This is a genomic window from Nocardia altamirensis NBRC 108246, assembly GCF_001612685.1.
Classification (GTDB): Bacteria; Actinomycetota; Actinomycetes; order Mycobacteriales; family Mycobacteriaceae; genus Nocardia; species Nocardia altamirensis.
The window spans coordinates 60,557-82,216 of the sequence record NZ_BDAY01000005.1 but is presented as its reverse complement, the minus strand read 5'-3'; the positions used below and the strand labels follow the sequence as shown (position 1 = coordinate 82,216).

The 21,660-nt window shown below is 67.3% G+C and carries 22 protein-coding genes; 12 read left to right on the top strand and 10 right to left on the bottom strand.

The window, feature by feature from the left end:
* Window positions 1-111 precede the first annotated feature (111 nt).
* The 3 genes from NA11_RS44590 to NA11_RS02415 all read left to right on the top strand — a co-directional run bounded on the left by NA11_RS44590 (window position 112) and on the right by NA11_RS02415 (window position 1,576).
* Window positions 112-552, top strand: coding sequence for a hypothetical protein (locus tag NA11_RS44590; protein ID WP_141717353.1), 441 nt, complete (start codon window positions 112-114; stop codon window positions 550-552).
* A gap of 213 nt (window positions 553-765) precedes the next feature.
* A complete protein-coding gene (locus tag NA11_RS45440; protein ID WP_167837538.1) occupies window positions 766-912 on the top strand; it encodes a hypothetical protein in 147 nt (48 codons plus the stop codon).
* A gap of 160 nt (window positions 913-1,072) precedes the next feature.
* Entirely contained in the window at window positions 1,073-1,576 is a 504-nt protein-coding gene (locus NA11_RS02415; RefSeq protein ID WP_069160038.1) for a hypothetical protein, read from the top strand.
* A gap of 10 nt (window positions 1,577-1,586) precedes the next feature.
* On the opposite strand, the gene NA11_RS02410 is transcribed toward NA11_RS02415, so the two are convergent.
* On the bottom strand, window positions 1,587-2,471 hold the full coding sequence (locus NA11_RS02410) for a CPBP family intramembrane glutamic endopeptidase (protein ID WP_069160037.1): 885 nt from the start codon (window positions 2,469-2,471) through the stop codon (window positions 1,587-1,589).
* 105 nt (window positions 2,472-2,576) lie between these two features.
* On the opposite strand from NA11_RS02410, the gene NA11_RS02405 reads away from it, so the two are divergent.
* A complete protein-coding gene (locus tag NA11_RS02405) occupies window positions 2,577-2,876 on the top strand; it encodes a DUF1330 domain-containing protein (RefSeq protein ID WP_069160036.1) in 300 nt (99 codons plus the stop codon).
* A 34-nt stretch (window positions 2,877-2,910) separates the two neighbouring features.
* On the opposite strand, the gene NA11_RS02400 is transcribed toward NA11_RS02405, so the two are convergent.
* Together NA11_RS02400 and glsA are read right to left on the bottom strand one after the other, a co-directional pair.
* Window positions 2,911-3,582 carry an SIMPL domain-containing protein gene (locus NA11_RS02400; RefSeq protein ID WP_069160035.1) on the bottom strand — a complete coding sequence of 224 codons (672 nt, stop codon included), beginning with the start codon at window positions 3,580-3,582 and terminating at the stop codon, window positions 2,911-2,913.
* Between the two features lie 186 nt (window positions 3,583-3,768).
* Entirely contained in the window at window positions 3,769-5,613 is a 1,845-nt protein-coding gene (gene glsA / locus NA11_RS02395; RefSeq protein WP_069160190.1) for a glutaminase A, read from the bottom strand.
* A gap of 235 nt (window positions 5,614-5,848) precedes the next feature.
* On the opposite strand from glsA, the gene dxs reads away from it, so the two are divergent.
* A complete protein-coding gene (gene dxs / locus NA11_RS02390; protein ID WP_069160034.1) occupies window positions 5,849-7,777 on the top strand; it encodes a 1-deoxy-D-xylulose-5-phosphate synthase in 1,929 nt (642 codons plus the stop codon).
* Between the two features lie 2 nt (window positions 7,778-7,779).
* Here the strand turns inward: dxs and NA11_RS02385 are convergent, their stop codons facing one another.
* Window positions 7,780-8,529: a methyltransferase domain-containing protein gene (locus tag NA11_RS02385; RefSeq protein ID WP_141717352.1), complete on the bottom strand. Its 750-nt coding sequence runs from the start codon at window positions 8,527-8,529 to the stop codon at window positions 7,780-7,782.
* A gap of 28 nt (window positions 8,530-8,557) precedes the next feature.
* Between NA11_RS02385 and NA11_RS02380 the strand changes: the two genes are divergently transcribed.
* On the top strand, window positions 8,558-9,013 hold the full coding sequence (locus tag NA11_RS02380) for a MerR family transcriptional regulator (RefSeq protein WP_069160032.1): 456 nt from the start codon (window positions 8,558-8,560) through the stop codon (window positions 9,011-9,013).
* A 40-nt stretch (window positions 9,014-9,053) separates the two neighbouring features.
* Here NA11_RS02380 and NA11_RS02375 read toward each other — a convergent pair whose 3' ends face one another.
* Window positions 9,054-9,620 carry a CGNR zinc finger domain-containing protein gene (locus NA11_RS02375; RefSeq protein WP_069160031.1) on the bottom strand — a complete coding sequence of 189 codons (567 nt, stop codon included), beginning with the start codon at window positions 9,618-9,620 and terminating at the stop codon, window positions 9,054-9,056.
* An 83-nt stretch (window positions 9,621-9,703) separates the two neighbouring features.
* On the opposite strand from NA11_RS02375, the gene NA11_RS02370 reads away from it, so the two are divergent.
* Window positions 9,704-10,117, top strand: a complete 414-nt coding sequence (locus tag NA11_RS02370) for an SRPBCC family protein (protein ID WP_069160030.1) — start codon at window positions 9,704-9,706, stop codon at window positions 10,115-10,117.
* 1 nt (window position 10,118) lies between these two features.
* On the opposite strand, the gene NA11_RS02365 is transcribed toward NA11_RS02370, so the two are convergent.
* Window positions 10,119-11,381, bottom strand: a complete 1,263-nt coding sequence (locus NA11_RS02365; protein WP_069160029.1) for an HRDC domain-containing protein — start codon at window positions 11,379-11,381, stop codon at window positions 10,119-10,121.
* Window positions 11,382-11,534: 153 nt separating this feature from the next.
* Window positions 11,535-12,173 carry a DUF3000 domain-containing protein gene (locus tag NA11_RS02360; RefSeq protein WP_084653971.1) on the bottom strand — a complete coding sequence of 213 codons (639 nt, stop codon included), beginning with the start codon at window positions 12,171-12,173 and terminating at the stop codon, window positions 11,535-11,537.
* Window positions 12,174-12,839: 666 nt separating this feature from the next.
* On the opposite strand from NA11_RS02360, the gene hemE reads away from it, so the two are divergent.
* Window positions 12,840-13,895 (top strand): uroporphyrinogen decarboxylase, encoded by a 1,056-nt coding sequence (gene hemE / locus NA11_RS02355; RefSeq protein WP_069160028.1) that lies wholly within the window; start codon window positions 12,840-12,842, stop codon window positions 13,893-13,895.
* A complete protein-coding gene (locus NA11_RS02350) occupies window positions 13,896-14,444 on the top strand; it encodes a uridine kinase family protein (protein WP_069160027.1) in 549 nt (182 codons plus the stop codon). It abuts the gene before it with no gap.
* A 63-nt stretch (window positions 14,445-14,507) separates the two neighbouring features.
* Here the strand turns inward: NA11_RS02350 and NA11_RS43695 are convergent, their stop codons facing one another.
* The gene (locus NA11_RS43695) at window positions 14,508-15,296 is read right to left on the bottom strand and encodes an SMP-30/gluconolactonase/LRE family protein (protein WP_084653969.1); all 789 of its coding nucleotides are present in this window, start codon (window positions 15,294-15,296) and stop codon (window positions 14,508-14,510) included.
* A gap of 22 nt (window positions 15,297-15,318) precedes the next feature.
* Window positions 15,319-17,313, bottom strand: coding sequence for a DNA topoisomerase (ATP-hydrolyzing) subunit B (gene gyrB, locus NA11_RS02340; RefSeq protein WP_069160026.1), 1,995 nt, complete (start codon window positions 17,311-17,313; stop codon window positions 15,319-15,321).
* A 485-nt stretch (window positions 17,314-17,798) separates the two neighbouring features.
* Here gyrB and NA11_RS02335 point away from each other — a divergent pair, with 485 nt between their 5' ends.
* The 3 genes from NA11_RS02335 to hemQ are packed head-to-tail and all read left to right on the top strand — an operon-like array spanning window position 17,799 to window position 20,287.
* Window positions 17,799-19,145 carry a protoporphyrinogen oxidase gene (locus tag NA11_RS02335; RefSeq protein ID WP_069160025.1) on the top strand — a complete coding sequence of 449 codons (1,347 nt, stop codon included), beginning with the start codon at window positions 17,799-17,801 and terminating at the stop codon, window positions 19,143-19,145.
* Between the two features lie 12 nt (window positions 19,146-19,157).
* A complete protein-coding gene (locus NA11_RS47140) occupies window positions 19,158-19,640 on the top strand; it encodes a P-loop nucleotide/nucleoside kinase family protein (RefSeq protein WP_369691107.1) in 483 nt (160 codons plus the stop codon).
* On the top strand, window positions 19,592-20,287 hold the full coding sequence (gene hemQ / locus NA11_RS02325) for a hydrogen peroxide-dependent heme synthase (protein WP_069160187.1): 696 nt from the start codon (window positions 19,592-19,594) through the stop codon (window positions 20,285-20,287). Before NA11_RS47140 ends, hemQ begins: the two co-directional genes overlap by 49 nt.
* A 27-nt stretch (window positions 20,288-20,314) precedes the next feature.
* Here hemQ and NA11_RS02320 read toward each other — a convergent pair whose 3' ends face one another.
* Window positions 20,315-21,634: an ABC transporter substrate-binding protein gene (locus NA11_RS02320; protein ID WP_069160023.1), complete on the bottom strand. Its 1,320-nt coding sequence runs from the start codon at window positions 21,632-21,634 to the stop codon at window positions 20,315-20,317.
* Between the last annotated feature and the right edge of the window lie 26 nt (window positions 21,635-21,660).

Sequence of the window (21,660 nt, the reverse complement as noted above, 5' to 3'; positions counted from 1 at the left end):
GCCGGTGTGGTTTGCCTCGATATCGGGTTCGTCGAGTCGCTGCCTGTAGGCGTGCGGCCCGCGTGCCCGCCGGTCGGGGTAGCGGGGCGAGCGTACGAGTGTCTTACTGCGGTGTACCGGCCGGATCTCGATGATCCGCGGGCGGGTCGGCGCTACGCCGGACACCACGCCGAAATCATCGATCATCGTGGCAGTCTGGCGCGGGTCGCGGTCTGGCCGCCCGGCCGATCCGAGGAACCCGGCACGCCGCCAGTGACGATGTGGCTCGATCTCGATGCGGCCGACCAGTGCGATGCCGGTCCAGGCAGTCTCACCTCCATCCATCCAGACGGAATGCTCTCCGGCGTGCTGTTCTTGATCAGCGGCCAGCTCTATCCCAATCCGATAACCCGAAGGGACAGTAATGAATACGACGTCCGACCAGATCCCGGCGACCACGCGGCCTTTACCGCGGAACAGCGTAACCTTGCCGACTCCGCCCCTCGCGCGTCCGGCGACAACGTTGGCGATGAGCGCACTGAACCCCAAACTGCCGCCCTTCACAGGAGATGAGATGTCCGGTCCAGCCCCAACGCGGTTGTCCGGCAGCGGTGACCATGCCGCGCCCGATACCACCAGGCAGATGTCAGGCGGCGTTCAGTATCCGTCGCTGCCGACGACGTCGCTGACAGCCGCCGCGTTGAATCCCAAATTGCCACCGGGCGCACGGGATTAGCGGAAATAGTCACGCCGTACTCTCGGCGTTCTCGAAACCAAGGAAAGATAATGAAATCGAATCCCACGCAACTACGACCGACATTGGTCCGCAGGGCTGCCGTCCTGACGTCCATGACGCCGTACTTCTCGGCGCTCGTGACGACATTGGCGACGGTCGCGCTCAATCCCAAAATGCCACCAGGAAGCGGGGATTAGCGAAATGTGCCGTTTGCCGGCCGATTCGGCGATCCAGGCACCGAATTCGGTCAATGCCTCTTCCGTCTTGTCGATCGCGTTGCATCGTCTCGCGTTGCCGATGACCGTTTTGACATCGGCCGCATTGAATCCCAAACTGCCACCGTATACGGGGGATTAGATGCAGACCGGTACGGCGGTGGGTTCGTTCACCGTCGCTTCTCCCGACCTCGATGCGGTGCTCGATCAACCGATCGCCCGCTGTGTCGATCGCCGCCGCGCCGGTTCATTGCCGCAACTCGATGCGGCGCTGCGTCGAAACCTTCCCGCTAGCAATGGGGTTCCGCAATACCTGGATCTACTCGGCCATTCCACGACCGGCCATCGCCTGCTGCGCCTGGGCAGGACCCCCATCGACATGCTCGACCCGCCGGTAGCCGCGTTCTTTCATGCGCTCGCCGCCGACGACCTACTGCCGCAACGCAATATCGTCGCGGTCCGCCTGCTCGGTTGCGACACCGCCACCACCGACGCGGGCTGCCGCACCCTGCGCATGCTCTCGCGAACGCTGCGCCTGCCCGTTTACGGCACCCTCGTCCCGCTGCTGAACGGTCATTACACCGAGGCGGGGTTCAACGACGCCTTCGTTCATCAACTGGTCGCTGCCGACGCGTTGGTTGCCTGACTGGGCTCGGTCAACCCAGCGAGGGCTGGGAATGTGGGGGTGTGGCAAAGAATCCGGACCGCCCGGTGGGTGAGCGGACCGGGAACCAGGTGAACAGGATGGCCGCGGTGACGGTGAGGACGCCCCAGCCGACGAAGCCGTATCCGGTGAGCAGGGGATTGGTTTCGCGCGTCGGGGAGTCGAGCGTGCTGAACACCACGGCGTTGGCGTTGAAGGCGGCGTGCGCGACGGCGCCAGGCCAGATGCTTCCGGTGCGCATGCGCAGCCAGCCGAGGATGGCGCCGAAGGGCACGCAGAAGCCGAGGAAGGCGACCGCGGCCCACGCGCCGAGGTTCGGGTAGGTGTAGCCGAGCAGCGTCAGCGGCGCATGCCACAGCGCCCAGATCAGGCCGGTGGCAAGAATTCCCGCGCTCAGGCCGAAGCGTCGGTTGAGCTGGGGCAGCAGCCAACCGCGCCAGCCGAGTTCCTCGCCGAGCGCGAACGGCAGTGTGCTGAGCGTGGTCACGGCGATCGCCTGGATGATGGCGGCGATCGCGATCTCGGGCCCGCGGAAGTCGAAGACGTACAGGCCGTACACGGTGCAGAGCCCGAATGTCGTCCACAGCAACAGCGGGGTCCCGAGCCAGGCGAGCACGATCAGCGCGCCGGTGCGCCGCGGTCGCGGCCCGAGCGGTAATCCGTTCTGCACCACCAGTTCCGGCCAGCTCAGGCGCCGGTATCGCCACACCGCAAGCAGACCGAGTACCGGGGCGAGCATCATCAGCGCCGCTCCCGTGTGCAGCCACAGGCCGGACCGCAGACCGTCGCCGTCGAGCCACGGCCCGGACGCCACCGCCCACGCCACACCGACCGTGACGAGTAGGAAGAGCACGAAATCGTTGCGCCGAGCAATCATCCGACATCCTTAGAACGGCGGTCTGCCTTACCTACTCGGACGCAACGCGGGCCCGCTCGGTTCCATCGATCTCGGATATCGGGCGCGAGATCTAGAGTCACAGCCATGACCGTGTATGTCATCGCCCAGCTGAAGTTCACCGATCGCGCTGCCTACAACCGGTATCAGGCCGCGTTCATCGATGTGTTCGCGCGCTACTCCGGCACCCTGCTCGCCGCCGACGAGTCGCCGCAGGTCTACGAGGGCGCCACCGATCGGGAGAAGGTGGTGCTGATGTCGTTCCCCGACGCGATCGCGTTCCGTGCCTGGGCGGAATCGCCCGAGTACCTGGAGATTTCGAAGGACAGGCACGCGGGCGCCGACACGGTGACGCTGCTGGTCAAGGGGCTTGGTCACCGCTCCTAGACACGGCTGACCGTGCGCCGCAGCGGTTTCTGCCTCAGCTGAGCTGCCAGGTCACCCGAATCGCCGCCGAGATCTCGCTTTCGCCGAGCTCGACCGGCACCGGGGCCGCACCGTAGGCGTCCATGGACTTGGACATCGCCATCAGCCGCGGCCCGGACGGCGGTGCGGAGGAAGCGTTTTCGGTGATCTCCAGCACGGCGCCGAGCGCACGACCCGAACGTTCGGCGTATTGCTCGGCTTTGGCGACCGCGTTCGCCCACGCCGCGTCCCGTGCCTCGACGAGCAGCGAATCCTGGTCGGCGAAGGTCAGATTGAGGCCGCCGAGACGGACATCGTCACCGCCCGCGTCGACACAGTTGGCGATGACGGTCGCGGGTCCGGGATCGGCGTCGTCGCCGATATCGCGCAATGCGACGGTCAGCGAGGTACTGGCGAGGTAACCGGTGATCCGATTGCCTTCGCCCTCGGTCCACACGGTTTCGGTGTGCACCGACAACCCGCTGGTGGCGATGTCGCTGCCCGCGACACCGTCGGAGCGCAACGACTGCGTGACGGCGCCGACTCGCTCACCGGCCTTGCTGTAGGCGAGCGCGACCTTGCTCGCCCGGCACTCGATGGAGATCGTGACGCGCATCAGATCGGGCGTGGCGCGCACGGTGCCCGCACCGAAAACGGTCACGGTGGCGGACTCGGACTTCTTACTCACGGCATGCTCCTCGATGGTTGTCGCTGGCGATGTGGTCAACGGGTGATGCGCTGTGAACGGGCGGTGCGCTCAAACGGCGATTCGCTGTGGAGCGGGCGGCGTACTCCACCGGCTCCGATCTGCTCAACGGCGGACACCGCGGAATCGTCCCCGCTGCGCCCATCGACCCTGCACACCGGTCGATTCTCAATAATCTCCGCCCCGCACCGCGATGGACCGCACCGCCGCATCCATCTGCGCGTACGCGCCTGCCGCGAGCCGCTCGAGCAATGCCAACTTCAACTGCGGCGCCTTCGCGGTGAGTTCGTCGAACCGTGCCGGACTCAACACCGCGACCCGCACCGGCGTCTCGGCCCGCGCCTCGTTCACGAACGGGGTGCCGACCAGCATCGGGATCTCCCCGAACGACATCCCGGCGGACACACTGACCAGCCGATGTGTCCGCCCGTCGCTGCCCTCGAAGGTGATCCGCACCCGCCCTTCCAGCAGCAGATACAGCCCGGACCGCGCACTCCCGCGCCGCGCGATCACCTCGCCGCGCGCGAAGGTGCGCACCTCGAACTCCTTGGCCAACTGCGATCGATCATCCGGTTCCAGCGCCGCGAGCGCCGGATGATCTTCGATCGTGATCGATGTGCACACCTGCTCATCGGCGGGCCGGTATCGCTCGAGCACGATGTCCTCGCACCATTCGGTGGCCGTGTCGCGATCGATGAACACTCGCCCCTGCGGATCGTCCGGATCCAGACTCGACGCTGTGTGCCCGAGCTTGGCGTCGGGATCGACCAGCGCCACCCGCACCCCGACTGCCGCCAGTTCCGATTCCAGCGCATCGATCATCTGCACCGCGATCGCGCTCACCTCGCCGACTCGGCGCAGATCGACCACCAGCGCCGCCAACTCACCGGCCTGCTCCTCGATGCTGCGCACCGCGCTTTCCGCGCCGGCGAACAGCAGGTCACCGTGCAGTTCGAAGACCCGGGCCCGATGCCCGTGTTCGGTGAGCAGCGCGATCTCCTCGGTCGTCCTGCGCAGCCGCGACGGCACCTCGGCCACCGAGTACCGCGCCCGGATCGCGGTCCGCGCGGCCCGCGTGACGTGCAGAAAGTGCAATTCCAATCGCCGGGACAGTTCCCGGCAGGCCGCGACGCCGCGCACGCTGTTGCCGTGCGCGTCCAGTCGCGGGGAGTACACCGCGATCCCGATCTGGCCGGGCAGCACCGCGACGATCCCGCCGCCGACCCCGCTCTTCGCGGGCATCCCGACGGTCGTCACCCAATCGCCTGCCGCGTTGTACATGCCGCAGGTGGTCATCACGCTGAGCACCCGCTCGGTCAGGTCCGTGGTCAGTGCGCGTTCTCTGGTCACCGGATTGCGCCCGTTGTTGGCCAGCGTCGCCGCCATCAGCGCCAGATCGTGGCAGGTCACGTCGATGGAGCATTGCCGGAAGTAGCGGTCGACCGCCTCGTCCGGATCGGAGTCGATGATGCCGAACGAGCGCAACATGTAGCCGATCGCGCGATTACGGAAACCGGTGCGCGCCTCGGACGCGTACACCGCCTCGTTCATGCGCAGTTCGCGGCCCGCGAAGCGCGAATAGCAGCGCCGGATGCGCTCGAATCGCTCCTCCGGATCGTGGCCGGTGATCAGTGCCGCCGCGGTGATGGCGCCCGCGTTGATCATCGGGTTGCGCGGTCGCTCGGTCACCGGATCCAAACTGATCTCGTTGAACGCCTCACCGGAGGGCTCGACATCGATGCGTGCGTCGACGGTCGCGGTGCCGCGGTCGGCGAGGGCCAGCGCGTAGGTGAACGGCTTGGAGATCGACTGGATGGTGAACTCGGTGTCGAGGTCGCCGGTGCCGTACACCTGCCCGTCCGCGGTCGCCAGGCAGAGCGCGAACGAATCCGGTTGCACCGCAGCCAGTTCCGGAATGTAATCGGCCAGTGTGCCGGAATTATCCGGCAGGCACAGCTGATAGACGTCAGCGACGATCCTGGCGACGACGCCGGGATCGACTGTCCGCGAGATGCTGGGTTCGATTGTCGGCGAAACCTTGTGCTCGGGCTGTGCCACACGCCCACTCTAAGCCGAGTACCGTATGCCGAGGCTCACATCTCGGCCCGCGCTGCGCTGGTGGTGGCCCATGATGTCAGTAGTGGTGGTCGTTTGCGAGGTGTGCCAGTTCGGTTCTCGTTCGAGGGCACGATCGGCCGCTCCGTAGACTGATCGGATCAGATGCGCTATCCGGAGGGAGCGAGTTCAGGTGGGAGTGCTTTCCCGGGTCGATACGCCCGAAGATCTGCGTCCGCTGACGACGCCGCAATTGCGCGAGTTGGCAGACGAGATTCGTGAGTTCCTGGTGCGGAAGGTCGCCGCGACCGGCGGGCACCTCGGCCCGAATCTCGGGGTGGTCGAACTGACCATCGCCCTGCACCGGATCTTCGACTCGCCTGCCGACCCATTGATCTTCGACACCGGTCATCAGGCCTACGTGCACAAGATCCTGACCGGCCGCAAGGACGAGTTCGACAGCCTGCGCAAGCGCGGCGGCCTGTCCGGCTACCCGAGCCGGTCCGAGAGCGCGCACGACTGGGTGGAGTCTTCGCATGCCTCCGCGTCGCTGTCGTATGCGGACGGCCTGGCCAAGGCGTTCGCGCTCAGCGGTCAGAACCGGCATGTGGTTGCTGTCGTCGGCGACGGCGCGCTGACCGGCGGGATGTGCTGGGAGGCGCTCAACAACATCGCGGGCGCGCCGGACCGGCCGGTGGTGATCGTCGTCAACGACAACGGCCGCTCCTATGCGCCGACCATCGGCGGCCTGGCCGACCGGTTGACCGCGCTGCGCACCCAGCCCGCCTACGAGCACGCGCTCGACACCGGGAAGCGGATTCTGAAGAGCATTCCCCGGGTCGGCGAGTCCGCGTACTCGATGATGCACGCGGTGAAGGCCGGGATAAAGGACGCGGTGAGCCCGCAGGAGCTGTTCAGCGACCTCGGCATGAAATATGTCGGCCCGGTGGACGGGCACGACATCGTCGCCTTGGAGGCGGCGCTGCGCCGGGCCAAGGACTTCGGTGGTCCGGTCGTGGTGCACGCGGTGACCCAGAAGGGCCACGGTTACGCGCCCGCCGAGAACCACATCGCGGACCAGATGCATGCCTGCGACCCGATCGACCCGCTCACCGGCGTTCCGGTCGGCGGCCCGAAGGCGCGCGGCTGGACGTCGGTGTTCTCCGAGGAGCTCATCGCCCAGGCCGAGCAGCGGGACGACATCGTCGCGATCACTGCGGCCATGCCGGGCCCGACCGGGCTCGCGGCGTTCGGCGACCGGTTTCCGGAGCGGATGTTCGATGTCGGCATCGCCGAACAGCACGCGATGGCCTCGGCGGCCGGGCTCGCGCTCGGCGGCATGCATCCCGTAGTCGCGATCTATTCGACGTTCCTCAATCGCGCGTTCGATCAGTTGCTGATGGATGTCGCGCTGTTGAAGCAGCCGGTGACCGTGGTGCTCGACCGTTCCGGTATCACCGGGCCCGACGGCGCGAGCCACAACGGCATGTGGGATCTGTCCGTGCTCGGCATCATTCCCGGTATCCGGGTGGCCGCGCCGCGTGACGCGGCGACGCTGCGTGAGGAGCTGGCCGAGGCGCTCGCCGTCAATGACGGGCCGACCGCCATCCGGTTCCCGAAAGGCAGTGTCGCCAACGATATTTCGGCTGTCGAGCGGCTCGACGGCGTGGACGTGCTCCGGCTGGCGAACGGTGAGCCGGGCAGCGCCGATCCGGCGCTCGAGGCAGGCGGTTCGGTCCAGGCGGTGCGCGGCGACGTGCTGCTGGTCGCTGTCGGCTCGTTCGCCGAGACCGCCCTCGGTGCCGCGGATCTGCTGGAGGCCGAAGGGGTTTCGGTCACCGTGATCGATCCGCGCTGGGTGCTTCCGGTGTCCGACACGTTGGTGAAGCTTGCCGAGAACTACCGGCTCGTGGTGACGGTGGAGGACGGCGGCCTGCACGGCGGCATCGGTTCCACCGTTTCGGCTCGGCTGCGCAACTCCGGCCTCGACATTCCGACGCGCGATCTCGGTGTGCCGCAACAGTTCCTGGATCACGCCTCGCGGGGCGAGGTGCACACGGAGCTGGGTCTGACGGCGCCGGACATCGCGCGCCGGATCGGTGGGTGGCTCGCCTCGCGGTGAGCTCAGTCGGCTCGCGTCGCCGCCGCGATGAACAGCGGTAGCGCCACCATCAGACGGTTCGCGGCCGCTCGTGCGGTCTGTTCCGCGAGCCACGCTTCGGCTCGCTCGCGTGGCACTGCGTCGGTGTCGAGCGCCGAGGAGACCAGTTCGGTGAGCATCGGGATCATCAGTTCGTCGGTGAAGACCGGTGTCCTGACTTCCATCGTGACGTCGCGGAAGCCACTGTCGAGCAGCAGGTTCCGGTAGGCGCGGGCCACCGTGGGGTTGGTGACTTTGTTCGCGCGAGCGTGTACGAGGGCACGTGTGGTGTCGTCATCGGTGGAATCGATGAGGTACGCCGCCCAGTCCTGACTCATCAGGACGATGCGACCGCCGGGTACCAGAACGCGCTCGGCCTCGGCCAATGCGGCCGCCGGATCAGGCAGGACGTGGAAGACCTTGTCCGCGCGGTAACCGGACACCGACGCGTCGGGCAGCGGGAGCGCTTCCGCGGTGCCCGCCTGGAAATCAGAGGCGGGCCAACGGTTTCGCGCGACATCGAGCATCTGCTCGTTCGGATCGACGCCCATAGCGGCGGCGCCGAGGTCGGCCAGTTCGGCGACGGCACGGCCCGAGCCGCAGCCGACATCGACGACTGCCGCGCCCGGCCGCAGGCGAAGTAGCTCGTAGGAGTGGGCGCGGAGTTCCACGGCACTCTGGGCGGTATCGAAGGCGTCGAGCAGCTGGATCAACAGCGGGATGGGGGTGGACATGTCCGTTATGGTGCGACTTAATGTCAACATGAAGTCAAGCACGCGGCCTGCGACCAGCATCGGCGACGTCGCCGCCCACTTCGGTCTGGCCACGCACGTGCTGCGGCATTGGGAATCGGTGGGTCTGCTGACCCCGGAGCGGGATGCGGCCGGGCGCCGACGCTATGACGACGACGATGTCTTCCGAATCGCGATGATCCTGCGGGCCAAGGAAGCCGGGCTCGGTCTCGACGACATCCACGCCATGTTCACCACCGGCGAACGCACGACCGTGCTGCAGCGTCATCGCCGTGAGCTCCGCGCGCGCATCGCCGAGGCGCAGGCCGCATTGGCGATCATCGAACGCGGGTTGGCCTGTGACCACGGCGATTTCATGACCTGTCCGAAATTCCGAGCGTCGGTGTCGGAGCTGCTGGAGCGAAGAGGGAACGCGGTCAGCTGGTCTGCCGGACCTGCTGTGCAGCCGGGCAGCGACGCTGGATGAACTCGCGTGTTCGGCCGCTATAGGAAAAGCAGCGGCCGGGCTAGGCGCGAACTCTCGTCTGACGACGTTGTGCGGCACGGACTTTCACGCGGTTTCCGCACACGTCCATCGAGCACCAGGTGCGCGCGTGATTGCGGGAGTTGTCGTAGAAGGCCCACCGGCAGCTCGGTTCTCGACAGGCCTTGAGACGCGGCCATGAGCCGGCCGCGACGGCCGTCGCGACGTCGGCGAGCAGGGTGGTCAGCGCGCGATCCAGCGGGTCGGGGGAGTGTGGCACCAGGCGGGGCGGGGTGCTGGTCACGTCGAGGGTCAGGGGAAGCGTGGCGGTGAGCGCCGCAAGTTGGGTGTGCGCGGACGGGTCGAGGCCGTCCGGGCGTGGGCTGGTGACCGGATCTGCGTTGTTCGCGGCGAGCAACGCACGCAAGCCTTCCCGCAAGGTGCGAGCGCGGTGGTGGTCGTGCACGGTCTCGTCGGCGGACAGCAAATCGTTGGCCCGCAACCAGATCGACAACGTCTCGGCGGTGTCGATCTGGTCGCCGTCCGCGCGTCGCGTATTCACGAACTCGACGAGGCGCTGCAACGGCGGGTGGCTGGTTTCCGAAGACACCGCTCCATACTAACTCTCTATTGACGATGGCTAGTTAGCTAACTATCGTTCACCTATCGCCAGTTAGCACAAGGAGATTCGCTATGGCATCGGTCAAGAAAGAACTCGTCCTCGACGCATCGAGCGAGGACATCTGGGCGATCATTCGTGATTTCGCCGCAGGCCCGGTCCGGATGGCACCCGGCTACGCCGTCGACAGCAAGCTCGACGGGCCGGACATCCGCGTGGTCGACTTCGCAGGTGGGGCGGTGGCGCGGGAACGGCTCGTCACCATCGATGACGACGCGCGCCGATTCGTCTACTCGATCGTCGGCGGCAGCGTCACACCCGCGCACAACAACGCGTCGATGCAGGTCTTCCCGCACGGTGACGGGCAGAGCCGCTTCGTCTGGATCCACGATGTGCTGCCCGACGAGCTCGCGGCACCCTTGGCCGCAGGCATGGACGCGGGGCTGCGCGCCTTCGAACAGACGCGGAAAGCGCCGACCCCGTCCTGAGTCAGTCGGCGGGCTTGGGTGTCAGCGCGGCGGTCAGGTGCGGCACCGCCAGCTCGCGCTGCCACGGCCTCGCGCCCCCCGATTTCAGGAAGCCGTCGATGGCGGCAGCGAGATCGTCAGGCGAATCGGGCACCCGGTCGTAGTCCGGCAGTCCGTCCCAGCACAGCCTGCGGACCAGATCGGGGGAGAGCAGGTTCTCCACCGGAATCGCGTGCTCGGTGGACAGCGCGCCCATCGCGGTGCGGGCGCGGGCGAGCCGGGCGGCGGCCGCGGGATCGCGGCGTTCCCAGCGGTTCACCGGCGGCGGGCCGTCGAATGGCTGCGTCAGTGGGGGTAGTTCCGCGTCCGGCATGGTGCGGCCACGGTCGACGGCGGCCAGCCACTCCCTGGAATAGCGGCGCTGGCGTGGGCCGCCGAACACCGGCAACGCACGCAATTGGGCGATGGTCTTCGGGTCGGCGGTCGTGGCCGCGATGATGGCGGCGTCCGGCAGAATCCGGGCAGGCGCGACATCGCGGGCGCGAGCCAGTGCGTCCCTGGTGGTCCACAGCTCGCGCACCATCGCCAGTTGCCTGGCCCGGCGCAGCGTGTGGATGCCGGAGGTACGGCGCCAGCGGTCCGCCTTCGGCGCAGGCGGTTCCGAGGTCCGGACATGCTCGAATTCCTGTGCGGCCCAATCGGTCTTGCCCTGCTCCTCGAGCACGGCCGCTACCGCGTCGCGCAGCTCCAAGAGCAATTCGACATCCAGCGCAGCGTAATTGAGCCATTCGTCGGGCAGCGGGCGCGTCGACCAGTCCGCGGCGCCGTGCCCCTTCTTGAGTGCGTGGCCGAGCAGGTTCTCGACCATCGCGGCGAGCCCGACCCGCTCGAAACCGGCCAGCCGACCACCCAATTCGGTGTCGAACAGTCGTTTCGGGCGCAGGCCGAGTTCGGCGAGGCCCGGTAGGTCCTGATCGGCCGAATGCAGCACCCATTCGAGATCGTTGATGGCCTCGGCGAGTGGGCCGATCGCGTCGGCAACCGGAATCGGATCGATCAGGAAGGTGCCTGCCCCGTTGCGGCGGAGCTGAATCAGGTAGGCGCGCGCCGAATAGCGGAAACCCGAAGCACGTTCGGCGTCGACAGCGAGCGGGCCGGAGCCCGCGGCGAGACGAGCAGCGGCCGCAGCGATTTCAGCGGCGGTGTCCAGTACCGGAGGCACGCCATCCACGGGCGCAAGCAGGGGAGGCGCGCCAGTGGGTTCGGATTCGTCGGGTACGGACATGTTGTTGAACTTTACGGGCAGAGCGGTAGCGGTCGTCGTCCTATCGGGCTTCCGTGTGTCGGGAGGGCCAACGGAAAGCGGAATCCGATGGACGCGGTCGTGGAATACAACGCAGGGACGGCCGCTGGTCTTCCTGATTGCGGCGAAGTGCCGCTACAACTGGTCGCCGGAGAGCTCGGGCCGCAGCTGCAGCTCGGTGACGCCCGCCGGTGGTAGCCCGGCCGCGTAGGCGAGCACCTCGCAGAAGCCCTCCACATGCGGACGCATGTCGGTGGTCATCGCGGTCCATGAGGCGCGCAACTCCAGCTGGTGGGCTCGCGGCGGGCCCGCGATATCGCCGTAGCGCACCGAGCTGGTCGAGGTGACGGTGCCGCCGAGCGCGGTGAACGGTTCCGAGCGAGACTCCAGCGCATCGACCAGCCAGCTCCACGCCACCTCGGGCAGCAGCGGGTCGGTGGCCAGCGCGGCGTCGATGTCGGCCTGGATGTAAGCAACCAGCCGCAGCGTGCCGTGCCAGGCGTCGTCACCGTCGGGGTCGTGCAGCAGGATCAGTCTGCCGAACGCGTCGCCTTCCGAATCGACCGGCACGACACCGGTTTCCGGATGTTTGACCTCGGCACCGAGTGCGTAGGAGTAGGGAGCCAGACGTTGCGGTGGCCGAATCGGCGCCAGCTCGATCCGAGGGTGCACGGTTGCGGTGCCCATCGCCTCGACCGCGGTGCGAAATTGAGCTGGCTCGCCATGAGGTCCCTCGGTCGGTGCGGCGCCGTCGCGGAAGTCGAGCGGTGTCACGAAGGGGACGGTAGACCTTGTGCACCCGGCACAGTCGGAGGCGCGCCGCTGTATTGATGCGGCGTCCGCAGGCCCTTCCGTGCTTGCGCGCGTCGCCGCACTCGGGCGTGTCGGGTGGGCGGGGGTCGTGTGCGTCGTGAGCGAGTCCGTCGGGAGCTGGTGCCGGGCGGAAGTGGACTCGAGATGGTCGCTTGGTCCGGATCCCGGTACGCGAGGTATGAACCGTGCTGCGATTGGGTCCTGAGTGGGCGCATCTATGTCCCACCCGGGAGGCGGGGCTCACCGAGCGGGACGTGGGCGAGGGGTTGCTGCGTGTCGGCGCGCTCATGTCCCGTTCGTGGATAGCGAGGCCGCCCAGCGGGACGCGGCCGAGGGGTGCGCACCGACGCGCTGATGCCCCGGTTCGGAAGTTGGTGGTGCACCGTGCGGGACGTGGCCGAGAGAATGTAGGGCGTCGGCGCGTTCGTGTCCCGTTCGGGGCGCGGTGGTTCACCGTGCGGGACATGGGCGAGGGGATTGCTGCGTGTCGGCACGCTCATGTCCCGTTCGGAGTTAGTGAGACTGCCCGGTGTGACATGGGTGGGGCTGGCGGTGCCTGAGTTGTTCGGTGGTGGGGTGTGCCCGGGGCGACGGGGGGTGAACAGGTGCCCTTTACGATGGGCCGTGATGAGCACTTACACCCGCCGCCGCCTGACCGATGCCCCGTTCCTGGCCGCCGCTACCGGTGCGACGCCGAGCAGGCGGCCGGTGTGGTTCATGCGGCAAGCCGGACGGTCGCTGCCCGAATATCGCGCGCTGCGTGCGGGGGTGGGGATGCTCGAGTCCTGCTTCGACCCGGAGCTGGTGTGCGAGATCACCATGCAGCCGATCCGGCGGCACGGCGTCGATGCGGCGATTCTGTTCTCCGACATCGTTGTTCCGCTGAAGGCCGCCGGTATCGATCTCGACATCGTGCCCGGGGTCGGGCCGGTCATCGCGTCGCCGGTGCGGACCGTCGCGGACGTGCGGGCGCTGCCGCGGCTGCGGCCGGAGGAAGTGGGTGCGGTCGCCGACGGCGTGCGGTTGCTCGTCGATGCGCTCGGCGAGACCCCGCTGATCGGGTTCGCCGGTGCGCCGTTCACCCTCGCGTCCTACCTGGTCGAGGGTGGACCGAGCAAGAACCACGAGCGCACCAAGGCGATGATGTATGCCGATCCGGAGACCTGGCACGCGCTGCTCGGCGCCCTCACCGACATCACCATCGCGTTCCTGCAGGCGCAGCTGACGGCGGGTGTCGACGCCGTTCAGCTGTTCGACTCGTGGGCCGGTGCGCTGTCCCTCGCCGACTACCGCCGCTTCGTGCTGCCGCACTCCGAACGGGTCTTTGCGGAGGTCGCGGACGCCGGCGTGCCACGCATCCACTTCGGCGTCGGCACCGGCGAACTGCTCGGCGCCATGGGCGAGGCGGGCGCCGATGTGGTCGGCGTCGACTGGCGGGTGCCGCTCACCGAGGCCGTGCGCCGGGTCGGCCCCGGAAAAGCGTTGCAGGGCAACCTCGATCCCGCCGTCCTGTTCGCGGGCGCGGCCGCCGTCGACATCGAAGCCCGGCGCATCGCCGCCGAAGCCGACGAGGCAATCACCTTGGGCGCCAAGGGCCACATCTTCAACCTCGGGCACGGCGTCCTCCCCGACACCGACCCCGGCATCCTGACCGCCCTGGTCGACCTGGTGCACGAACTGTAGATGCTCGCCGAGATCGTCGACCGCATCGCCGCGAGCACTCCGCGCCTCGGCTCGACGAGAGTGGTCGCCATCGATGGTCCTGGTGGTGCCGGAAAGTCAACGCTCGCCGCACAACTGGCGCGAGAGTGCGCCGCGACCGTCGTGCAGACCGACAGTTTCGCGTCCTGGGACAACACGCTGAACTGGTGGCCGAGACTGGAAAGCCAGGTGCTCGAACCACTGTCGCGCGACGTGCCAGGCCGTTATCAGCGGTACGACTGGGATGCACGTGCGCTGGCCGAATGGCATGAGGTCGCTCCAGGGGGAGTGGTTGTCCTGGAAGGCGTCTCGTCCGCCCGCGCGGTCGTGCGGTCCCGCCTGTCACTCGCCATCTGGGTCGAGACGCCGCGAGCAACGCGGTTGACCCGCGGCCTCGACCGTGACGGATCCGCCGCTCTGCCCCTGTGGGATCGCTGGATGGCCGACGAAGACAACCACTTCGCCGCCGACGACACCCGCGCCAACGTCGACATCATCGTCGACGGCACCGACCCGACACACTCGCGTTAGCCGGACAACGCGCCGTGGCGGACCAGCGATGGTCGTGTCCGCAATACCCGTCCGGTGGCTAGGTCACGCGGCGATGTCGTGCGGGATGCGAGTCGACGGGACAGGGAGTCCCGGAATGTCGACGTTCTCGCTCAGGAGCCGCCCGCTGGTGGTGATGTACAGGGTGGTGTCGTGCAGGGCGACCGAGGATACGAAACCGTCTGGGAGGGTGATGGTTTTGTACAGTGTGCCTGCTGCGGTGAAGCGAGCGACGGCACTGCCGCTGCCGAGGGCGACCCAGACTCCGCCCTCGGCATCCACTGCGAGACCGTCGCATTCGCCGGTCGGGGCGGTGGCGAACACCCTGGTGTGCCCGTCGTGCACCGCCAGGACTCGGCTTTCGGCGTATTCGCAGACGTAGAGGGTTCGGTGATCAGGCGAGAAGCCGATCCCGTTCGGCCAGCGGATGTCCGCCGCGGCCGTGGTCACCGCGCCCGTGGGGTCGAGCCGCAGCACCGCACTGGGACCGGCGGACTCACCCTGTTGCGGTCGATGGTGTAGGACGCCGACGTAGAACGAACCGTCGGGTCCTACAGCCACATCGTTGAATCCGGTGGCGCCGTCGACCGTGAGCACGGTGTGGAGGCCATCGGCGTCGGCGTAGGCCAGGTCGCGACCCGTCACGATCAGGCCGCCGTCCGCGTGCTGCGCCAGCCCGCCGATACCGCGCCGCCGGTCGACCACGGTCGTGGTTTCACCGCCGTGGTGCCGAAAGACCCCGCCGCCGGTGACATTCGAGAACAGCACGCCGCCATCGGGTTGCACCAGTGGCGCTTCGAGGAGGCCGGTGGTCGAGTACAGCTCTGTCGGCATGCTGGTCTCCTGATGGCGAGGCTCAAAGGTCTAGGAAGCGAACGTCTTTCGCATTGCGAGTGATGAAGGTGCGGCGGGCCTCCACATCCTCGCCCATCAGGATGGCGAACAGCTCGTCGGCGGTGGCGGCATCGGCGAGGGTGACGCGGCGCAGGATCCGGGTCTGTGGGTCCATGGTGGTCTCCCACAGTTCCTTGGCGTTCATCTCACCAAGACCCTTGTAGCGCTGCACACCGTCATCCTTGTTGATCTTTTTGCCCGCCGCGATACCCGCCTCGAGGAGGGTGTCGCGTTCCCGGTCGGAGTAGGCGAACTCCGGATCCGACCGCTGCCACTTGAGCTTGTACAGCGGCGGCTGCGCGAGATACACGTGCCCTTCCTCGATGAGCGGGCGCATGTACCGGAACAGCAGGGTGAGCAGCAAGGTGGTGATGTGCTGGCCGTCGACGTCGGCGTCGGCCATCAGCACGATCTTGTGATACCGCAGCTTGGCGATGTCGAACTCGTCGTGGATGCCGGTGCCGAACGCGGTGATGATCGACTGCACCTCGTTGTTCTTCAACACCCGATCGATGCGGGTCCGCTCGACGTTGATGATCTTTCCGCGCAGCGGCAGGATCGCCTGGTACATCGAGTCGCGCCCGGATTTGGCTGAGCCACCGGCGGAGTCGCCCTCGACGATGTAGATCTCCGAGCGGCCGGGGTCCTTCGAGCGGCAGTCCGCCAGCTTGCCAGGCAGGCCGCCCAGATCGGATGCGGACTTGCGGCGCACCAACTCTCGCGCCTTACGCGCCGCGGTCCGAGCCTGGGCCGAGGACACCGCCTTGGTCACAATGGTTTTGGCGTCGGCCGGGTTGGCCTCGAACCAGTGCGTGAGGTGCTCGTTGCACACCTTCTGCACGAACGACCTGGTCTCGGTGTTGGTCAGCTTGCCCTTCATCTGGCTCTCGAACTGCGGCTCGGCGACCTTCACGCTGACGACGGCGGCGAGACCTTCCCGGATGTCGTCGCCGGTGAGGCTGCCGTCCATCTCTTTCAACAGTTTCTTGTCCTTGGCGTACTTGTTGACCACCGTGGTCAGCGCCGAACGGAAGCCTTCCTCGTGCGTGCCACCGTGCGGGGTGATGATGGTGTTGGCGAAGGTGTGCACCGACTCGGCGTAACCGGAGTTCCACTGCATCGCGACCTCGACTGCGGTCCCGATACCGGTGCCGGAGAACAAGATGACGGAGTTGTGGAGCGGTTGTCTGGTGCGGTTGATGTGGTGCACGAAGTCCGCCAGGCCCGCCGGGTAGCAGAAGCTGAGCGACCTCGACTCGTCGCCGGTAACCGTTGGCGCGGTGGCGGTTCCGTCGCCGCCGCGCTCGTCGGTGAGGGTGACGGTGAGTCCTTTGTTCAGGTACGCCGTCTCTTGCAGCCGCCGCGCGACCGTCTCGAAGGTGTAGGTGGTGGTCTCGAAGATGGTGGGATCGGCCCAGAATCGGGTGGTGGTGCCGGTCCGCTCGGTCGGCTCGCCGCGAACGAGCTCGTCGGGTTTGGCGTAGAGATAGGTCTGGGTCCAGTGGTATCCGTCGCGGTCGATCTCCAATTCGACTCTGGCACACAGCGCATTGACCACGGACAGGCCGACGCCGTGCAGACCGCCCGAGAACTCGTAGGTGTCCGAGTCGAATTTGCCGCCCGCGTGTAGTTGCGTCATCACCACCTCGACGGTCGGGACGCCGAGCGCGTGCATCTCGACCGGGATGGCACGGCCGCTGTCGGCTACCTGGACACCGCCGTCGGGGAGCAGCGTGACATCGATCCGATCCCCGTATCCCGCCATCGCCTCGTCGACAGAGTTGTCGACGATCTCTTTGATCATGTGGTGCAGGCCGATCTCGCCGGTGGAACCGATGTACATGCCGGGCCGCCTGCGCACCGCGTCGAGCCCTTCGAGGACAACGACGTTGGCTGCGCCGTACGCCGTCTTGTCCGATGTGGTGTCGACGGACGGGGTGGTGTTGTTGATAGCCACGAGTCGGTAACTCTCCTCACGTGCCGTATCCGGCAGGCCGCCCACAGCGCGCAGAGGTCCCCCCAACATGCCGCTACGGCATGACGAGTCGATCGGGGATCACAGACCTGTCTGCGGACTGCGCACAGCGCCCCACCGGAAGCGCCCAGAAAATCTTGTCCTCTCCATCATACCGCCAGGTCAATCGGAGAACTGGCTCAACAAGTTTCGAAGGCCATTTAGAACTGTCTAGACACGCCATTACTCCGCTCAAATCAACAATTGCAACCCCCCCTATGTAAACGACCATCAAACCGCCCTGTGTGGCGACTGGCCCTCAGTCTCGCCAACCCTCCAAAAACGGACAATCAGTACACCTCACCTCGCCCGGCTCGACGAGTGGCACATGGTGGAGAGGTGCACTCGCGTTTTGCCGCAGCCATGTGCCACTCGTGCTTCTCGGACCGGTGGGTCGCGTGGTCTGGGCGAGGGATAGCGTCGGGGGCATGAGGATCGCGGTAATCGGCGGTGGGATCAGTGGGTTGGTTGCCGCGTATCGGTTGCGGATGCTGCTGGGGGCGGCGGCCGACATCCTGGTGCTCGACCGGGCCGAGCGGGTCGGCGGGATCCTGTACACCGCCGAACTAGCCGGGGAGCCTTTGGATTTGGGGGCGGAGGCGTTTGTCGGCCGACGACCCGAGGTGCCGCAGTTGCTACGGGAGGTAGGGCTCGAGACGCAGTTGGTGACCCCGGCGGGACTGCGGCCGCTGGTGTGGTCCGACGGGGTAGCGCACCCGCTACCGGAGCGAACGTTGATGGGGGTGCCGTCGACCGCGGAGTCGATGCGCGGCCTGGTCGATGCGGCGACACTCGAGCGGATCGCGACGGAACCGCGGCGCCCGCTCGCCTGGGAGCCGGGAGCCGACATCGACGTATACCGTTTGGTCGCCGACCGATTCGGTGCTCAGGTCGCCGAGCGCAGCGTTGACCCGCTACTGGGTGGTGTGTACGCCGGAAGCTCTCGCTCGATCGGAGTGCGAGCCGCCCTGCCGACTTTGGCCGCTGCCCTCGACGACGGCGCACCCAGCCTCACACACGCGGTCGCTGTCGCGCTCCCGCCGCCCTCGGATGCCCCGGTCTTCGGCGGTATCCGCGACGGCTACCAGGTGCTGTTGGAGGCACTGGCCGCCCGCTCGGGCGCAAAGTTCATCACCGCGGAACCGGCCACCCGGCTCGCTCGTGGGCAGCGCGGCTGGGTCGTCGACCCCATCGGTGCGGTCGACTCGGTCGTGCTCGCCACTCCCGCACCGGTGACCGCACGCCTGCTCGGCACCGTCGCACCGGACGCCGCCGCCGCACTCGCCGGCATCGAACTGTCCTCGTCCGTCCTTGTCGCCCTTGCCCTTCCTCGCGACACTGCGCTCCCGCAAAACTCCGGCATCCTCGTCGCCACCGGAGAACCCTTGCGCGCCAAAGCATTCACCCTGTCCAGCCGCAAATGGACCCATCTGGCCCACCGCGAAACCGCTGCCGTCCGAGTCTCCTTCGGCAAATTCGGCGACGCCACCCCGCTCTCCTGGTCCGACGCCGACCTCGTCACCGCCGCCGCCGAGGACCTGTCCACCGTCACCGGCGTCCCCATCGAGCCGCTCGCCGCCGCAGTCCAACGCTGGCCCAACGGCCTGGCCCAATACGCTCCCGGCCACACCGACCGCATCGCCGCCGTCGAATCCGCCATCGCCCCCATCCCCGGCCTAGCCTTGGCCGGCGCCTACCTCCACGGCGTAGGCGTCCCCGCCTGCGTGGCCTCCGGCACCGCCGCCGCCCACCACATCGCCGCCACCTCGACCTGAGCCGTCGGCCCGATGGACAAACTCCTCGTCCTGATCAACGGCCTGCCCGCCTCGGGCAAATCGACATCGGGCCGTTCCTTGGCCAAAGCGTTTGGTGCGCAGTTCTTGTCGAAGGACTCGGTCAAGGAAGCACTGGCCTCCTGCGGCGACAGCACCGTGCCCGCGCTCGGCGGTATCGCGATGGACGCGGTGTGGGCCTTAGCCCAAGCAACCTCAACTTCTGTAGTCATCGACTCGTGGTGGTTCAAGCCCCGCGACATCCAATTCGCCAGGGCCGGTATCGAAAAGGTCGGGGCATCGGGCAGCGACGAACCCCTCGCGATACGGTCCGCGGTCGTCCTGGCGTGTGGCGTTCGGCACTGCCGCGCCCCGCCACCAGGGGCGCGGGCCGGGCGGAGGTGGGCCGCGAGGCGGTCGGGGGTGGGGGGAGTGGCACGATGGGCGGTATGGCGCGACTCGATTATCAGGCTCTCAACTCGACCATTCGTTACCTGATGTTCTCGGTGTTCCAGGTGCAGCCCGGTGTGCTCGGGGAGGATCGGGCCGCGGCGATCAAGGAGGCGCGGGCCTTCTTCGACGGGCTCGCGGATCGTGACGTCGTGGTGCGTGGCGTGTACGACGTGGCAGGCATGCGGGCCGATGCGGACTTCATGATCTGGACGCATGCCGAGCGGGTCGAGGATCTGCAGGCCGTGTACTCGGATTTCCGGCGCACCACCGAACTGGGTCGAGCCAGCGCGCCGGTGTGGAGCAATGTGGCGCTGCATCGTCCGGCGGAGTTCAACAAGAGTCACGTGCCCGCGTTCCTGGCGGGCGAGGACCCGGGTAACTACATCTGCGTGTACCCGTTCGTCCGCTCCTACGAGTGGTACCTGCTGCCCGACGAGGAGCGGCGCAAGATGCTCGCCGACCACGGCAAGGCGGCTCGCGGCTACCCGGATGTGCGCGCCAACACGGTCAGCTCGTTCGCCCTCGGCGACTACGAGTGGATCCTCGCCTTCGAGGCCCCGGAACTGCACCGCATCGTCGACCTGATGCGTGACCTGCGCGCCACCGAGGCCCGCCTGCATGTCCGCGAAGAGGTCCCGTTCTTCACCGGCCCTCGCGTGGAACTCGAGAACCTCATCGCCGCACTCCCCTGAGCGGGTGCCACGCCGCCGGGGTGTCTCCTATGACGCTACGCAGGGCGCGTCGTAGCTGATCTTCTCCAGGGTGCTTCCTTTGTAGTCCTTCAGGACGGTCCTCGTGCCGAGCTGGGCGGCTGGGTCCGGTGCGATGATCACGCTCGCGAGCCGTTTGACGTCCGGCTTCGCGCCGAAGGTCTGCTTCGCGGCGATGCCGTCGAAGTCGACCTGCAGGCCGTCGATCGCCGCACGCAGGCCTTCGCGATTCAGTTTGTTGTTGCTGTTGGCCTTGTCGAGCAAGGCCTTCATCGCATACGACATGGCGAATCCGTAGACATAGCCCCAGTTTTCGGGCTGCTTGTCACCGATCGCGTCGTGCGCGGCCTTGATGCCTGCGCTGGAGCCGTCCCAGCCTTCGATCGGTGACGTCGCGTTGTACAGCGCGATCAACGCGGGCGCGGCCGGTGTCTTCAGCAGGGCACCGTTCCACGTCGGTCCGGCACCGAGGAAGCGACCCTTGTATCCCGCCTGTGCGGCCTTGCCGACGATCTCGGCTGTCTCCGCGGGACCGGTGGCGAGAACCACGACATCCGGTGCGGCGGCGACGATCTGGCCCACCGGTCCGTCCTGGTTACCGACGGCCGCGTTCGGTCCGGTCTGGATTTCGGCGGCGATGTCGACGCCATTGGCCTTCGCCCATCTCTTCGCGCCCTCCGCGTAGTCGCCGCCGTAGTCGCCCTTGTAGACCACGGACGCGATCTTGGCTGGCTTCTTGTGGTTGTCGGCGAACCAGTCCAGGCCCATGACGGCCTCGGTGCAGTAGGAGTATCCGGTCTCGATCAGCAGTCCCTTGTCGGTGTCCGGGAACTGCCAGCCCGACCACAACGTCCCCGCGCCGGCCACCATGTTGTCGGTGTCCATCTGGTCGAGCACGGCCTGGGTGTTGACCGTGCCCAAACTCATCGCCAGCGCCAGCACATTCGGCTCGACCTGCTGGTACGCGGCGGCATGCTTCTGTGGGTCGTAGGCGGTGTTCCTGGTGTTCTGCGCCAAATCGACTTCGTAGTCACCGATGCCGCCTGCCGCGTTGGCCTTCTTCCAGAAGTCGAGCTGGCCTTCGTTGAACTGCCTGCCGAGCACCGCGAACGGTCCGCCCTCCAGGTCGGACAGCACGCCGAGATAGAGGCAGCCCTTCTCCTTGTCGATCGCCCGTGGGCACGGCTCCTGCGAGACGCCGGGCCCGGACGCGCCCGTGCTGCCGCCGCTGTCTTTCGCACTCGAACATGCCGAGACCAAGAGTAGGCCGACGACAGCCGGTACTGCGGCGAGCTGGAGGCGGAGCCGCCGACCTCTGTTGTGTCTCATGGTTTTACCTTTCTTCCCACAGGCCG

Coding starts and splice junctions, on each gene's coding strand:
- NA11_RS45440 (WP_167837538.1), top strand. CDS start 766: ATGAAATCGAATCCCACGCAACTACGACCGACATTGGTCCGCAGGGCT.
- NA11_RS02415 (WP_069160038.1), top strand. CDS start 1,073: ATGCAGACCGGTACGGCGGTGGGTTCGTTCACCGTCGCTTCTCCCGAC.
- NA11_RS02410 (WP_069160037.1), bottom strand. CDS start 2,471: ATGATTGCTCGGCGCAACGATTTCGTGCTCTTCCTACTCGTCACGGTC.
- NA11_RS02405 (WP_069160036.1), top strand. CDS start 2,577: ATGACCGTGTATGTCATCGCCCAGCTGAAGTTCACCGATCGCGCTGCC.
- NA11_RS02385 (WP_141717352.1), bottom strand. CDS start 8,529: ATGTCCACCCCCATCCCGCTGTTGATCCAGCTGCTCGACGCCTTCGAT.
- NA11_RS02380 (WP_069160032.1), top strand. CDS start 8,558: ATGAAGTCAAGCACGCGGCCTGCGACCAGCATCGGCGACGTCGCCGCC.
- NA11_RS02370 (WP_069160030.1), top strand. CDS start 9,704: ATGGCATCGGTCAAGAAAGAACTCGTCCTCGACGCATCGAGCGAGGAC.
- NA11_RS02365 (WP_069160029.1), bottom strand. CDS start 11,381: ATGTCCGTACCCGACGAATCCGAACCCACTGGCGCGCCTCCCCTGCTT.
- hemE (WP_069160028.1), top strand. CDS start 12,840: ATGAGCACTTACACCCGCCGCCGCCTGACCGATGCCCCGTTCCTGGCC.
- NA11_RS02350 (WP_069160027.1), top strand. CDS start 13,896: ATGCTCGCCGAGATCGTCGACCGCATCGCCGCGAGCACTCCGCGCCTC.
- NA11_RS43695 (WP_084653969.1), bottom strand. CDS start 15,296: ATGCCGACAGAGCTGTACTCGACCACCGGCCTCCTCGAAGCGCCACTG.
- NA11_RS02335 (WP_069160025.1), top strand. CDS start 17,799: ATGAGGATCGCGGTAATCGGCGGTGGGATCAGTGGGTTGGTTGCCGCG.
- NA11_RS47140 (WP_369691107.1), top strand. CDS start 19,158: ATGGACAAACTCCTCGTCCTGATCAACGGCCTGCCCGCCTCGGGCAAA.
- hemQ (WP_069160187.1), top strand. CDS start 19,592: ATGGCGCGACTCGATTATCAGGCTCTCAACTCGACCATTCGTTACCTG.
- NA11_RS02320 (WP_069160023.1), bottom strand. CDS start 21,634: ATGAGACACAACAGAGGTCGGCGGCTCCGCCTCCAGCTCGCCGCAGTA.